This window comes from Hymenobacter cyanobacteriorum (assembly GCF_022631375.1).
Taxonomy (GTDB): domain Bacteria; phylum Bacteroidota; class Bacteroidia; order Cytophagales; family Hymenobacteraceae; genus Hymenobacter; species Hymenobacter cyanobacteriorum.
Window position 1 is genome coordinate 854,189 of sequence record NZ_JALBGC010000001.1, and the last position, 14,886, is coordinate 869,074.

Annotated in this window: 11 protein-coding genes; 9 read left to right on the top strand and 2 right to left on the bottom strand. The window is 62.2% G+C overall.

The window, feature by feature from the left end; genetic code table 11:
• Positions 1-93 precede the first annotated feature (93 nt).
• The 3 genes from MON38_RS03625 (at position 94) to priA (ending at position 7,993) form a co-directional block, all read left to right on the top strand.
• The gene (locus MON38_RS03625; RefSeq protein ID WP_241934765.1) at positions 94-3,069 is read left to right on the top strand and encodes a GSCFA domain-containing protein; all 2,976 of its coding nucleotides are present in this window, start codon (positions 94-96) and stop codon (positions 3,067-3,069) included.
• Between the two features lie 108 nt (positions 3,070-3,177).
• Positions 3,178-5,274: a thioredoxin domain-containing protein gene (locus MON38_RS03630; RefSeq protein ID WP_241934766.1), complete on the top strand. Its 2,097-nt coding sequence runs from the start codon at positions 3,178-3,180 to the stop codon at positions 5,272-5,274.
• A 166-nt stretch (positions 5,275-5,440) separates the two neighbouring features.
• Positions 5,441-7,993, top strand: a complete 2,553-nt coding sequence (gene priA / locus MON38_RS03635; RefSeq protein WP_241934767.1) for a replication restart helicase PriA — start codon at positions 5,441-5,443, stop codon at positions 7,991-7,993.
• 76 nt (positions 7,994-8,069) lie between these two features.
• Here the strand turns inward: priA and MON38_RS03640 are convergent, their stop codons facing one another.
• A complete protein-coding gene (locus MON38_RS03640) occupies positions 8,070-8,711 on the bottom strand; it encodes a hypothetical protein (protein WP_241934768.1) in 642 nt (213 codons plus the stop codon).
• A 182-nt stretch (positions 8,712-8,893) separates the two neighbouring features.
• On the opposite strand from MON38_RS03640, the gene MON38_RS03645 reads away from it, so the two are divergent.
• From MON38_RS03645 to MON38_RS03655, 3 genes are all read left to right on the top strand, one after another.
• Positions 8,894-9,694, top strand: coding sequence for a class I SAM-dependent methyltransferase (locus tag MON38_RS03645; protein WP_241934769.1), 801 nt, complete (start codon positions 8,894-8,896; stop codon positions 9,692-9,694).
• A gap of 115 nt (positions 9,695-9,809) precedes the next feature.
• Entirely contained in the window at positions 9,810-11,045 is a 1,236-nt protein-coding gene (locus tag MON38_RS03650) for an S-adenosylmethionine:tRNA ribosyltransferase-isomerase (protein WP_241934770.1), read from the top strand.
• 114 nt (positions 11,046-11,159) lie between these two features.
• The gene (locus tag MON38_RS03655) at positions 11,160-11,468 is read left to right on the top strand and encodes a hypothetical protein (RefSeq protein WP_241934771.1); all 309 of its coding nucleotides are present in this window, start codon (positions 11,160-11,162) and stop codon (positions 11,466-11,468) included.
• Between the two features lie 111 nt (positions 11,469-11,579).
• Here MON38_RS03655 and MON38_RS03660 read toward each other — a convergent pair whose 3' ends face one another.
• On the bottom strand, positions 11,580-11,822 hold the full coding sequence (locus tag MON38_RS03660) for a hypothetical protein (RefSeq protein ID WP_241934772.1): 243 nt from the start codon (positions 11,820-11,822) through the stop codon (positions 11,580-11,582).
• A gap of 144 nt (positions 11,823-11,966) precedes the next feature.
• Between MON38_RS03660 and MON38_RS03665 the strand changes: the two genes are divergently transcribed.
• From MON38_RS03665 to MON38_RS03675, 3 genes are all read left to right on the top strand, one after another.
• Complete coding sequence (locus MON38_RS03665) at positions 11,967-12,431, top strand: hypothetical protein (RefSeq protein ID WP_241934773.1); 465 nt, start codon at positions 11,967-11,969, stop codon at positions 12,429-12,431.
• Positions 12,432-12,570: 139 nt separating this feature from the next.
• Positions 12,571-13,482: a prohibitin family protein gene (locus MON38_RS03670; protein WP_241934774.1), complete on the top strand. Its 912-nt coding sequence runs from the start codon at positions 12,571-12,573 to the stop codon at positions 13,480-13,482.
• Between the two features lie 126 nt (positions 13,483-13,608).
• Positions 13,609-14,781 carry a ribonuclease D gene (locus tag MON38_RS03675; protein WP_241934775.1) on the top strand — a complete coding sequence of 391 codons (1,173 nt, stop codon included), beginning with the start codon at positions 13,609-13,611 and terminating at the stop codon, positions 14,779-14,781.
• Positions 14,782-14,886: the final 105 nt, after the last annotated feature.

The following is a 14,886-nucleotide window of genomic DNA, read 5'->3' on the forward strand; positions in this document are numbered from 1 at the left end:
TCTTCGCTCGATTGAGAAAGCCCCGCCTGCTGGCGGGGCTTTTTTTATTCCGGTTTTCGGGCGCGTGCCCGGTTACGGGCTATTTTTGCTTTAATGTTTAGAACTGAATTGACAATTGCCCCGGCCGCCGGGCAGCTGCCGCGCACGGCGCGGGTGCTGACGATGGGCTCGTGCTTCGCCGACAGCATCGGCGCGCGGCTGGCGGCCCACAAGGTAGAAACGCGGGTGAATCCGTTTGGCACCGTGTTTCAGCCGCTGGCGCTGGCGCGGTTGCTGCGCGCGGCCGCTGGCGAGGAAGTGGACTGGCAGCAGCACTTGGTGCAGGCCCGCGGCCGCTGGCAGAGCTACGACCTGCACGGCAGCGTGGGCGCCGACTCGCCGGTGGAATTGCTCCAATACATTCAGGAAGTGGTGCGCCAGACGGGCGAATTCCTGCGCAACACCGACCTCGTGCTGCTAACGCTGGGCACCGCCTGGGCCTACCGCCTGCGCGAAACCGGCGAGCTGGTGAGCAACTGCCACAAGCAGCCCGCTGACCTGTTCGTGCGCGAACTGCTGACGCCGGATGAAATCATCAACGCCCTGGCTGAGACGCACGCTTACCTGCGTCGCATCAACCCTGATTTGCGCTTCGTTTTGACGGTGAGCCCGGTACGGCATTTGAAAGACACGCTGCCGCTGAATTCGGTGAGCAAGTCGGTGCTGCGCGTGGCGACGCACATTGTGAGTGATTTGCTGCCAGGCGTGGCCTACTTCCCGGCGTTCGAGCTGCTGACTGATGACCTGCGCGACTACCGCTTTTACGCGGCCGATATGCTGCATCCATCGGAAGTGGCCGAGGATTACATCTGGGACAAGTTTGCCCGCACGTATTTCGATGCCGATTTCGGCCGCTTCCGCAAGGAGTGGACGGCGGTGCGGCAGTCGCTGGGCCATCGCCCGCTGCACGAAGGCGCGCCCGAGCACCGTCAGTTTCTGGAAAGCACCCGCGAAAAGCTGGAGCAGCTTAGCTTGCGCAAAATCGATGTGGCTGATGAGTTGCGTACCGTGCGCGCCCGTCTGGACGCCCTGCCCCTGCCTGTTCAGCCTGCGCCTGTACCGGAGCCGGAGGACGATGAGGAGCGGATTGATATTGGCGAAGGCGCGTCTGCTGTGGCTACTTCTCCGCTAACAGCAATTTCCGCCAACGACGCGGCTCATACGGAACCGTCTGCTGCTAATTCCGGCCGTCCGCCGCGCTTGTCGCCGGAAGAATTCCGGGCGCAGCGAGCGGCACGGCCCGAGCGTGGGCGGCGCGATGGCCGCGGCAAGGGCCAGGCCGTGCAGCCCAGCGAAATCGAGCAGTTTCAGGCCGCCAGCTTTGGCGAAGCGGATGAATTTGTTCAGCAGCCCTTCCTTACGGAATTGGCTTCGGTTAATTTAGCGCCGGTGGCTTCGGCTCCGGAAGTTACTGTGGGGGCTCCCGATGCAGCCGCTGATGCGGCAGCTTTGGAAGCGGGCCGCAAGAAGAAACGCCGCTCGCGGGGCGGTGCCAAGCGCACGGCGCGCAAGCATGCATTGCGGCTAGCCGCCGAAATGGGCCTGAACGAAGGCCAGCTACCAGCAGCAGAAGCAGCTTTGGAAGCCGCTGCCCTAGCCGCTGGCAACACAGCAACTGTTGCACCAGTGCCGGAAACCCCAACGACCGCTGCCGAGGGACGGGAACCGCGCCGTGACCGGCACGAGGGTGGCCGGGGCATAGCTCGAGTGCCACTGTTTGCCGCCCCAGCAATTCCGGCGATGGATGCTACCGCCGAAGCCTCTGAAGACTCAGCTGCTTCGACTGAAGCAACGGCTGATTCGGAGCAGTCGGTACCGGTCTCATCTTCGCGTAAAAACCGGAATCGCAAGAAGAAAAAAGGCAACCGTCCCGCGATGCCTGAATCGGGAGAAACTGACCAGAGCGCCACGCTGATTGCTGCTCCGCGCGGGGCAGTAGAGGCAGTTGTAGACCAGGAAACCCTGAATGCGGCCCGCAACGATAACCAGCGCGATAATCGTCGGCCGCAGGCTGAGCCCGTAGCGACGTTGCCAGTACCTGGCGTAGCTGGTGCCGTGGCCGCGACGCCGGTGGTATTGGTATCGGCCCCGTCGGATACTTCGGCTTCGGAATCCGGCCAAGTCGCAATGCCAGTTGCACCAAAGGCCGCAAAGCCCTCGAAGCGCAAGAGCCGGGCAATGGTGGGCGGGCGCACAGTGAAACCAGACGTTGACACGCCGGTGATTCCGGTGATGGATGCCTCGGTGGTGCGCACGCAGGTAGCGGCTGGACGGCTTATGGGCTCATCGGCTTCGTTGGTTGAGCCTACTGCTCCGGTGAAAGCCAGCCGGGTAGCTTCGCCGGCTAAGCCGGTCACATCTAAAGGACGCGGTACGAAAGCGCCTTCAGCGACTACACCGGCGGCTGAGGCTGAAAGCCCAACCGCGCCGACTGCCCCGCAAGCTCCAGCGACTTCGGCAGCTACGGCTGAAGCACTGCCCCTGAATGCTGCCCAGCCGGTGAAAAAAGCCAAAGTGAGCAAGGCGGCGGCCAAAGCTGCTGCTACCCCGGAAGTAACGCCGGAAGCCGCAACAGCTGCCTTTGCAGCTCCCACGGCGGCGACTACCGCTAAAGCTGCCACCAAGAAAGGCGTAGCCAAAGCGCCGGCAACCACTAAAGCTGCTTCAGCAACTGTTCCGAAGCCGGTTGTAGCGGCCCCGCAACCTGCAGCAGCCAGCCAGCCGGCTACGGCGAAATCGACTCGAAAAGCCCCGGCAAGCCCTAAACCAGCAGCCCCGGCGGTAAAACCGGCCGCAAAAACCACTGCTGCGAAACCAGCGCCAAAAGCAGCTGCCGCAGCAAAGGCATCGCCGAAAGCGCCCACGAAGGCGGTCAAAACCGCCGCGGCAGCCGCCGAGCAACCGGTCGCCGCACCCAAAACTGCTCCAAAACCAGCCGCGAAAAAGGCCGCCCCGAAAGTGGCCAAGGCTGCCGCGCCGGCTAAAGCCGACGGTGCAAAAGCGAAGGCGTCGAAAAAGTCAGCTTCGTAGGCTAACAGAATTTGCGGCTGATATTCGGCCTCTTGCGTTAATTCCTTCCCAAGCCCGGCCTTTTTCGCCGGGTTTGGTGTTTCAGTACCTCCCCTACTCCATCCGTTTATGGCCCACGCTGCTTCGCATACCAACCGCCTTGCTCAGGAAACCAGCCCTTACCTGCAACAGCACGCCCACAACCCGGTGGATTGGTACCCGTGGGGCACCGAGGCGCTAAACCGCGCTCAGGCCGAGCAGAAGCCCATTCTGGTGAGCATCGGCTACGCGGCCTGCCACTGGTGCCACGTGATGGAGCGCGAGTCGTTTGAGAACGAGGCCGTGGCGGCGGTGATGAACGCGCATTTCGTCTGCATTAAAGTCGACCGCGAGGAGCGGCCCGACGTGGACCAGATTTACATGGATGCACTGCACGCCATGGGCCTGCAGGGCGGCTGGCCGCTGAACGTGTTTCTGACGGCGGATGCGAAGCCTTTTTACGGCGGCACCTACTTCCCGCAGGGCAACTGGACCAAGCTGTTGACCAACATCGGCCAGGCTTACGCCGGCGAGCACCGCGCCGAGCTGGAGCAGTCGGCCGAGCGGTTTATGGAGGTAATTGGCAAGAGTGAGCTGGCCAAATACGGCGGCCACAACCGCAATGCCGCCCAGGAAGCCGATTATACGGCGCTGAATGCCATCGGCGTAGCCCCCGAAACCGGCCCGGCCGGCGTTTCCGAGGAGGAATTCAAGCTGCTGGTGTACAACCTAAGCACGAATTTTGACCGCGAGCGCGGCGGCATGAACCGCGCCCCGAAATTCCCGATGCCCAGCATCTGGCGGTTTCTGCTGCGGGCGCACGCCATCAGCGGCAGCAAAGCGGTATTGGAACAGGCGGTACTGACGCTGCGCGAAATGGCTTGGGGCGGCATTTACGACCAGGTGCACGGCGGTTTCGCCCGCTACTCGGTGGATGGCGAGTGGCTGGCTCCGCATTTTGAGAAGATGCTGTATGATAATGGCCAACTGGTGAGCCTCTACAGCGAAGCTTTTCAGCTAACGCAGGACGAACTTTTTCGGGAAACGGTGTATGATACCATCGAATTCATCCGACTGGAATTGACGAATGCCGAGGGTGGCTTTTACTCATCGCTCGATGCCGACAGCGAGGGTGAGGAAGGTAAATTCTACGTTTTTACGAAAGAGGAACTGCGCCAGATTCTGGGCGATGAGGAGCCGCTGTTTTCCGACTACTACAACTGCACGGCCGCCGGCAACTGGGAGCACGGCCGCAACATCCTGCACCGCCGCGAAACCGACGAGGCGTTTGCCGCTGCCCACCAGCTGGCGCCCGGTGTGCTGCCCGAACTGGTAGCGGGCTGGAAGCAGAAAATAATGGCTGTGCGCGCTACCCGCGTGCGCCCCGGCCTCGACGATAAAGTCCTCACCGGCTGGAATGCGCTGATGCTGCAAGGCCTGACGGATGCCTACCGGGCCTTCGGCGAGCCCGAATTCCTGGTGATGGCCGAGCACAACGCCCGCTTCATCGAAGCCAACCTGCGCGACGGGGCGGGCCTGTTCCGGACCTGTAAAGACGGCCGCGCCAGCATTAACGGATTTTTGGAAGATTATGCCCTGGTTATTCAGGCCTACATCAGCCTCTACGAAGTAACCTTCGCCGAAAAGTGGCTGCGCGAGGCCGAAGTGCTGACCGAATACGTGCTGGCCAATTTCTTCGACCCGGCCGAAACGCTGTTTTTCTATACAGACAGCCGCGCCGAACCGCTCATTGCCCGCAAAAAAGAGTTGTTCGATAATGTGATTCCGGCTTCCAATTCCATCATGGCGCACAACCTGCGCCGTCTGGGCCGCCACCTCGAAAAGGCGCATTACACCGATTTAGCGGTAGAAATGCTGTTGCAGCTGCGCCACCTCGTGGTGAAAGAGCCGCAGCACCTCACCAACTGGGCCTCGCTCTACGCGGCGCTGCTGCGGCCTGGGGCCGAAATTGCTATTCAAGGCCCGGACGTGGAGGAATTTCGGGAGGAAATCAGCCGCAAATTTCTGTTTGATACGGTGCTGGCCGGCACCGAAGAAGCCTCGGGCCTGCCGTTGCTGAAGCTGCTGCCTACGTCCATAGACGGGCGCACGGCCGTGCATGTGTGCCGCAACTACGCCTGCCAGGCCCCGGTGTACGGCGTGGCCGACGCGCTGACGGCGCTGTAGCATGGTTGCGGTAAGGCTGTAGCGTGGACTCTGCGAGTCCGCGCGTAGCTGGAATATTTATCGAACTGTCCCACCACACGCGGACTCGCAGAGTTCACGCTACAGCCGCGCAATTACCCCGTGCGCCCGGCTTATCTTTACTATCCGCCCCTACGCTATTCCGGTTTTGAGTCTCACGCTTGATTTTATTTCCCCCGCCGCTGCTGCCCCTGTGCCCGCGCCCGACCGGGTGACGCTGTTTGCCGACGTTATTCTGCCCCTGCCGCTGCCCCGGCTCTACACTTATCGGGTGCCGTACGAGCTGAACGACAACGTGGTAATTGGGGGCCGGGTCATCGTGCAGTTTGGCGCCAAAAAGACGCTTAGCTGCATCGTGGCGGCCGTGCACGAAACCGCGCCCAAAGAGTATCAGGCCAAATATATTCTCGAATTCATCGACGACGCCCCTGTCGTCACGCAGCCGCAGCTCAAGCTGTTCCGCTGGATGGCCGACTACTACCTCTGCACCATTGGCGAGGTGATAAACGCGGCGCTGCCCTCGGCGCTCAAGCTCAGCTCGGAGTCGCGCATTCAGCTGCACCCGGGCTTTTCGCGCGAGGACAATGAATACCCGCTTTCGGCGCAGGAGGAGCTGATTGTGGATGCGCTGGGCGTGGTGGAAGATGGCAAAGCCTTGACGTTTACCGAAGTGGGCGACCTGCTGGGCATCACGTCCTTCCACAAGGTTATCAAATCCTTGATGCACAAGGACGTGATTTTCCTGTTTGAGCACACGGCCGATAAGTACGCGCCCAAGGTGGTGAAGAAGGTACGGCTGGCGCATCATTTTGTGTCGGAAGCCTCGCTGGAGCAGTTGTTTGAGCAGCTCACCAGCAAGCCCAAGCAGCTCGATGTGCTGATGAAGTACATGCAGCGCGTGCCCGTGTACCAGAACGAGCACGCCAATCAGGCCGGCATCGAAAAAGCCTACCTCAGCAGCAGCCCGCACCTTTCGGCCTCGGCGGTGAATACGCTCATCAAAAACGGCGTGCTGGAGCAGTTCGACCAGATTGTGAGCCGCTTTCCGCTCGAAAACGAGGGCGCCATTCAGATGCACTTCTCGCTCACCGAAGCCCAGACCACGGCGCGCGATGAAATAATGGCCCACTTCGGAGAGCGCGAAATCGTGCTGCTGCACGGCGTGACGGGCGCGGGCAAAACCGAAATCTACATCGACCTGATTCGCAAGGCCATGGATGGCGGCGGGCAGGTGCTCTACTTACTGCCCGAAATCGCTCTTACCGCTCAGATAGTGACGCGCCTGATGCGCGTATTTGGCTCACGGCTGGGCGTGTACCACTCCAAATTCTCCGACAACGAGCGGGTGGAGGTATGGAACGGCGTGCTCTCGGGCCGGTTTCAGGTGGTGGTGGGCGTGCGCTCGGCGGTGTTTTTGCCGTTTGATAACCTCGCTCTCATCATTGTGGACGAGGAGCACGAATCGAGCTATAAGCAGTACGACCCCGCCCCGCGCTACAACGCCCGCGAGGTGGCCCTGATGATGGCCAACTTCCAGGGCGCCAAAACGCTGCTGGGCTCGGCCACGCCGGCCGTCGAAACCTATTACCAGGCCAAGCAGGGCCGCTACGGACTGGTTTCGCTCACCAAGCGCTTCGGCGAGGCCGGCATGCCCGATATTGAATTGGTGGACACCCGCAAGGCCCGCGAGCAGAAAACCATGCACAACCACTTCACCGCCGATTTGCTGGGCGAAGTGGAGCGCACGCTGGGCCGCAAGGAGCAGGTGATTCTGTTTCAGAACCGGCGCGGCTACGCGCCCGTGGTGGCCTGCCAGGACTGCGGCTGGATACCCAAGTGCACCAACTGCGCCGTGAGCCTGAGCTACCACAAGCACAGCCACGAGTTGCGCTGCCACTACTGCGGCTACCACGACAGCATGGTGACCAAGTGCCCCGCCTGCGGCTCGCGCGCCGTGAAAACCCAGGGCTTCGGCACCGAGAAGATTGAGGACGACCTCAAAATCATGCTCCCGCAGGCCAACATCCAGCGCATGGACCTGGACACCACCCGCGCCAAAAACAGCTACCAGCAAATCATTGCCGACTTCGAGAAGCAGGCCACCAACGTGCTGGTAGGCACCCAGATGGTGACCAAGGGCCTCGACTTTGCCAATGTGAGCCTCGTGGGCATCATCAACGCCGACAGCATCATCCACTACCCCGATTTCCGGGCGCACGAGCGCGCCTACCAGATGTTTGTGCAGGTGAGCGGCCGGGCGGGGCGCAAGGGCAAAAAAGGCAAAGTCATTATTCAGACGGCCGACCCGACGCAGGTGATTTTCGACAAAGTCATCCGCAACGATTACCTCGAGTTCTACAACTATGAAATTGTGCAGCGCCACGAACACGGCTACCCGCCGTTTATGCGCATCATCAAAATGACGGTGAAGCACATCGACCAAAGTGTGGGCGAGGCGGCGGCTATTCTGCTCACGCAGGAGCTGGTGGAGCGCCTGGGCCGCGCCGCCGTGCTGGGGCCCGAAGCCCCTTACATCTTCCGGATTCGTAATTTCTATCTGCAGGAAATCACCATCAAGCTCGACCGCGCCCACACCGTGCTTAAGCAGGCCAAGCAGCTGATTTGCGAGGCGATGGATGTGGTGAAGGACCAGAAGGAATTCCGCCAGGCCCGCCTCGTGGCTGATGTGGACCCGATGTAGCTTCAAGTTGTTTCATCAAAAAAGCCCCGCTGCGTATGCAACGGGGCTTTTTTGAAGTCGGGAGCTGGCAGGTGGCCTACAACTCGTCGAGCAGGTAGAGGATGATGAGCACAATGCCGATGATGGCCAGAATAAGCCCCAACAGGCCGATAATACCGCCAATGGTGCCGCCCACAGCGCCGCCCACGATGCCCACGAGCAAGCCCACCAGCAGCAGAATCAGGCCCTGGCGCAGCTTGCCGTCGAGGCGCGCCGTATTGGCCGTGTTTTCGTGGCGGGTGAAAGTGGTTTTGTGGGAAGCCTTTTCGAGCTTCTTGCTCACCTTGCTGAGGGCCATGCGCTGCAGCAGGTTGAGCTTGACGGGGGCGGCGGCCGGCGCAGTAGCTACGGCAGCGTTGCTGGTAACCAGCGTTTCGGTTGCCACCGATTTGGCAGCCGGCGCTGTGGCTGCGGCGGGCACCGGGGCTGCGGCAGTTTCAGTTTTCGGGGCAATGCGGGCAGTGGACGCAGCAACCGGAGCCGGAGCCGCTGCAAGCGTTTTGTTTTGCGCAACAGCAGCCGCCGGAGCTACCGGAACCGGCGTAGCCGCCCGGGCTACGCCGTGGTACGAAGCGCCCTTGGGCAGCATGGCGTACTCGGCACGGCTGCAGCTGCCCAGCGAGAGGGCGCAAACGACAGCGGCAACTAGCTTACTGACAGTGGAGAAGTGGTTTTTCATGGGTGCAGGGGTAATAAATTGATTTAGCGGTTCTACGGGCCCAATACGGTTTCGGCTACTTTCAGGCGGAATTTTTCGGGTTAAAAAGCCGGGTTGATGGTCGTCGGCGCCCGCCGCCCGTGGCTGAACGCACGGCCGCCGACTGTTGTTGAGGCCAGCAAATGTGCTTACTTGCGCTTCGTATGAATGATTGTTTTGCGGCCCCGCAGCGGGCCTTTGGGGTTGTAGGTATCGGTTTGGGCATGGGCCTGCTGGCTTTTGGCTGCACCCAGATGCCCGTTGAAAGCCGCACCTCGCTGGTGGGCGAGCGCCGCCTCTCGACCGCCGTGGCCACTGCCGATACCACCGGCTACGAAACCGCCGCCCCGCGCGACCCCAACGGCATCGGCACCTACTACCTGGGCCGCCAGATTGCCCATGTGATGGGCCACGAAGGCGCCAGCTGGCTCGAGCGCAGCGGCCGCCGCCAGGAAGAAGGCACCGACCTGTTGCTGCGCGAGCTGAAGCTGAAGACGACCGATGTGGTGGCCGACATTGGCGCGGGCACGGGTTTTTTCTCGTTTCAGCTGGCCAAGCGGGTGCCGCGGGGCGAAGTGCTGGCCGTCGACATTCAGCCCGAAATGATTGCCGCGCTGCAGGAAAACAAGCAGAAGCTGAAAATCCGCAACGTGCGCCCGGTGCTGGGCAGCACCACCAACCCCGCCCTGCCGGCCGACAGCGTCGACGTGGTGCTCATCGTGGATGCCTACCACGAGTTCGACCATCCGCGCGAGATGGGCCGCGCCATCCGGCGGGCGCTGCGGCCCGGCACCGGCCGCCTGGCGCTGGTCGAGTACCGGGCCGAAGACCCCAACGTGCCCATCAAGCGCATTCACAAAATGAGCATTAGACAGGCCCGCAAGGAAATGGCCGCCATAGGGTTGATTTTGACCGATTCCATTGAAACGCTACCGCAGCAGCACCTGCTGCTGTTCCGGAAGTAGTGGACTCTAGTTAAAAGTTGAGGGTTAAAAGTTAAAAAGCCCGCCTGAATCGTCAGGCGGGCTTTTTAACTTTTAACCCTCAACTTTTAACTACTCCCAATCCGACCTTTGCGGCATGAACCCCGACCCGCGCCAGCTTGCCATTCACGATTTCACCTACCCGCTTTCGGCCAACCGCATTGCGCCCGAGCCCCTGCCCGACCGCGCCGCCAGCCGCCTGCTGGTGAGCCGCAGCGGCGTTATCAGCGACCGAACCTTCCGCGACCTGCCCGGCGAACTGCCGGCGGGGGCGCTGCTCATCTTCAACGATACCCGCGTGGTGCGGGCGCGGCTGCTGGCCCGACGCCCTACCGGCGGTCAGGTCGAGCTGTTCTGCCTCGAGCCCGTGGCCCCGCACCGCAGCCTGGAGCTGGCCTTGCAGCAAACCGGCCACTGCACCTGGCGCTGCCTGGTGGGCAACGGTCGCCGCTGGAAGGAAGGCCCGGTGAGCCTCGAATTTGAAACCACCGAGGGGATAAAGGCCACGCTGCACGCCTTGCGCCAGGCCCAGGAAGCCGGTACTGCCCTAATCGATTTCCGCTGGGAGCCGGCCGAGTTGCCGTTTGCCGAGGTGTTGCGCGCAGCCGGCCACCTGCCCCTGCCGCCCTACATCGACCGGCCCGATACCGCCGCCGACGCCGTGCGCTACCAAACCGTGTACGCCGCTGCCGAAGGCGCCGTAGCCGCGCCCACCGCTGGCCTGCACTTCACCCCCGAAATCCTGACCGAGTTGCAAGCCCGCGGCTTCGCCACCGGTCACGTGACGCTGCACGTGGGCGCGGGCACCTTCCAGCCGGTGAAAGCCGAGCGCATGGCCGACCACCCCATGCATACCGAGCCCATTATTGTGACGGCGGCGCTGCTGCGCCAGTTACTGGCGCACCGGCCGCGGCCGGTTATCGCCGTGGGCACCACCAGCCTGCGCACCCTGGAAACGCTGTACTGGCTGGGCGCCGGCTTGCTGCTAAACCCAGATGCCACCGGCGAGCTGCTCGTGACGCAGTGGCAACCCTACGAGCAGGCCGAAGCCGCCGCCAGCATTAGCCCGGAGGCCGCGCTGACAGCCTTGCTGAACTACCTCGAAGCCCGGGGCACCGACACGCTGGAGGCCAGCACGCGTCTGCTTATCGCGCCCGGCTACCGCATTCGGCTGGTGCAGGGGCTCATCACCAATTTTCACCAGCCCGAGAGTACGCTGCTGCTGCTGGTGGCCGCCCTGCTGGGGCCTGATTGGCGCGCGGTGTACGAGCACGCCCTGGCGCACGATTATCGCTTCCTGAGCTACGGCGACAGTTCGTTGCTGCTGCCGTAGCGCCCAGCTGGCAGTTGGCGGCAAGCTTGGTCAATGTGGCACGGTAGTAGCAATAACCTTTGCTAAAGGGGGCCGTACAAGGCCCCACAAACCCTTTTTCTTTCTGACAAACCCATGAAAAAAGCAACTCTGTTCCTCGCCCTGTCGGCATTCGCCACCACCGCTTTCGCCCAGACTACGCCTTCGACCGAAGTGAAAGTACGCGACAACGGCACCACCAAAGTGGTAACCAAAACCGGCAAAACCAACGCTGGCCAGGCCATCGATAACACCAAAGACGCTGCGGGCAACGTAGCTCACAAAACCGGCAGCGCCATCAAGCGCGGCGCCAAGAAAACCGGCCACGCCGTGAAACGCGGTGCCAACAAAGTAGGCAACAAAACGGTAGAGGTTACCCAGAAAGCCGAAGCCAAAACCGAATAGTCCTTTCCAAGAACTGTTCCTTTCCGTATTTCCAGAAAGACCCCGGCCACGGCCGGGGTCTTTTTTTGTTGGAGCTTTTTTCCTGCGTTGCACCTAAAAAGTCGCACAGGACTAATTCTGGTGCGGCTGGGGTTTTTCGCGCACTTCGTGCAGCACCTTTTCGACCACGCCGCGCCCAAACAGGCTGATGCCCGCATTGAAAACCACTAGCGCGGCCGTGCCGGCGGCCAGCCATTTCGAGGTGGGGGCCTGCTGGTCTTTCAGGCTGCCGGCCCAGTGCACCATGCTGGCGCCCGCACCAATTACGGCCAGACCGGCCGGGGCAAATAGAAGCCATTTTGCTTTGTGCGTCATCGGAAAGAATAGTTAGAAAGGATGGGTGTAATGCCACAACGTCTCCGGCGATTGATACCCGGGGCTGTAGCCAGCGCGTACCTTGCGCCTTTTCGCCTACGCACGCCTGCCGCCCCGGTTGCGGGCCCAACCGCTGCTTTTACTATGACACCTTACGAACAGCTTCTGCACCTCGCCTTCACGGCTCCCAACGACGTGAAATATTACCTCACGCCTACTGCCCTGCGCGCCTACGACCAGCTCCGCGCCGCGCCGCCCGCGCAGCTGCCCTTTCGCTTCGAGCAGGTGCGGCTGGGCCTGGCCATGAGCCTGCTCAAACTGGTATCGGAACTCGGCGACCACGACGAGAGCCGCCAGGTGCTCGACGTGCTGCACCGCGCCCTGAGCGAAGCCCGCTCGCCGGAGGACATCGACCGCATCGTGGGCCGCGAGGCCCGGCTATTCGACCGCCTCTACGAAAACCTCTACGTGAACGAGGAAGGCGAGGAATTGCTCAACCTCTTCGGCCGCACCCTCGATGCCGACGCCCCCGAACTGCTCGAAGAAATTGCCCAGGAAGGCGTGGACCTGGCCCGCACCCTGGATTTCGAAACCGACGAGAACGAATAAACACCGCCGGGCCTGTCATCCTGAACGCAGCGCAGGGCCTCCGTTAGCGCTGAACGACATCACACAACCGCGATAGGGTCCTGCGCTGCGCTCAGGATGACAGGCCATTCCCCTCAACCCTTATTTTTCTCCCTTTCCCATGTTCCTCGTCGTCCTTGGTTTTATCATTCTGGTGCTGGGCCTGAATGCCTCGCGGTTTTCGGAGCGGCTGGAGCGGCTGCGCGGCGGGCTGATTTTTCTGGGCGGCGCGTTTCTGCTGCTGGGGCTGGCCCTGAGCACGGTGGTGCAGGTGGGCGTGGGCCAGGTGGGCGTGCAAACGCTGTTTGGGCAGGTGCGGCCGCGGGTGCTGCCCCCCGGCCTGAGCGTGGTGAACCCGCTGGTGGACGTGACGCGCTTCGACACCCGCACGCAGAACTACACCATGTCGGCGCAGCACGGCGAGGGCGCGCAGGCCGGCGACGACGCCATTCGCGTGCTCTCGGCCGATGGCTTGGAGGTCGTTATCGACCTTACCGTGCTTTACCATGTAGTACCGACGCAGGCACCCAAAATTCTGGCCACCATCGGCGAAGACTATCAGGAAAAAATTGTGCGGGCCATCTCGCGCACCCGCATCCGCGACAACGCCGTGTACTACGATGCCGTGGCGCTGTACTCGACGCGCCGCGAGGAGTTTCAGACCCGCATTCTGGCCGCCATCGAGAAGGATTTTCGCACCAACGGCCTGCAGCTCGACCAGCTCCTGATTCGCAACATTCAGCTGCCGCAATCGGTGAAGGCCAGCATCGAGAGCAAGATTTCGGCCGAGCAGGACGCGCAGAAAATGCAGTTTGTGCTGCAAAAGGAAAAGCAGGAAGCCGAGCGCAAACGCGTGGAGGCCCAAGGCATTGCCGATTACCAGCGCATTGTGAACACCGAGCTCAGCGACAAGCTGCTGCAGTACGAAACCATCAAGGCCAACCAGGCCATTGCCACTTCGCCCAACGCCAAGGTCATCATCATGGGCGGCGGGCGCGGCGCGGTGCCGCAACTGCTGCTGGGCGACAAGTAGCGGCGGCCCGGCGGCCCAAAATGCACAATGGCCGCCGACCGGGTTGGCGCGGGGCGTGCCTACCTTTACCGTTCTTACCTTCGGGCCCGTCTCCGGGCGGCCTCCTTCGTTCTGCTTTCCGCTTCAATGCCCACCATTCATTACCTGACCACCGCCGAGGCCGTGGCCACCGCCGCCGCGCACTTCGCCACCTCGCCCCGCATTGGCATCGACCTGGAATTTGACGACATGCGCCACCGCTACGGCCGGCATCTGGCGCTGATTCAGGTGTTTGACGGCCAGGAGGTGTACCTGATTGACCCGCTGCCGCTGCCCAACATGGCCGCCGATTTGGAGCCGCTGTTCGCCGTGCTGCGCGACCCCGCCGTGGCCAAGGTGTTTCACTCCTGCAAATCCGACATTCTGTTGCTCGATGAGGTGTTCAGCGTGAACTGCCTCAACATCGTGGATACCAGCGTGCAGTTTACGCTGCTGGCCGCCGAGGACAATAATATTTCGCTGGGCCGCCTCATTCAGGCTGAGTTGGGCTTTGAAGTCGACAAAGGCGAGCAGAAATCGAACTGGCTGAAGCGCCCGCTCACCGAAGCCCAGAAGGAATACGCCGCCAATGACGTGCTCTACTTGTTCGAGCTCACCGACCGCCTCAGCGCCCGCCTGCAGGAGCTGGGCCGCGCCGACTGGGCCGCCCAGGAAAACCTGGCCCTCGAAGCCGTGCGCTACGGCCGCGACGACCCGCGCCCGTGGTCGCGCAACGCCGCCAAATACAAGATTTCGAGTCAGGAAATGCCCGTTTTCCGTGAGCTCTATATGCTGCGCGATGCCGTGGCCCGGCAGCTCGACCGCCCGCCCTACCACGTGCTCAGCAACGACCGGCTGGCCGAGCTCACCCGCAACCCCATCGAAACCGCGCTGCAGCTGCGCACCGCCAACGGCCTGCACCCCGAGCTGAAACGCTCGCCCTACGCCGAGCAGCTGCTGGCCATCGGAACCACCGATTTGGAGCCCGACGCCCCCATTCCGGCCGAGCAGCGCAAGTTCCCGTTCCGCCGCCGCCTCAACGGTCCCGCCGCCGCCCGCGCCGATGCCCGCGAAGCCTTGCTCATGGCCCTAAAAGGGCACCTGGCCGCCGACCACGGCAGCACCATGGCCAACATGGTGCTCAGCAACCGCCTCATCGCCGACATCATCGAGCTGGGCACCGAGCACGCCCTGCGCCCCTGGCAGCAGCAGTTGCTGAAGGATTCGGCCGCGAAGCACGGAGAGGATTACGCTTCGATTGAAGGGCCGTTTGCGGGCTAGCGTAAGAACAGAAAGCAGCACGTCATGCTGAGCGTAGCCGAAGCATCTCTAACGCAATACTAAAATTGATTAGTTGCGCGGTAGAGATGCTTCGACTGCGCTCAG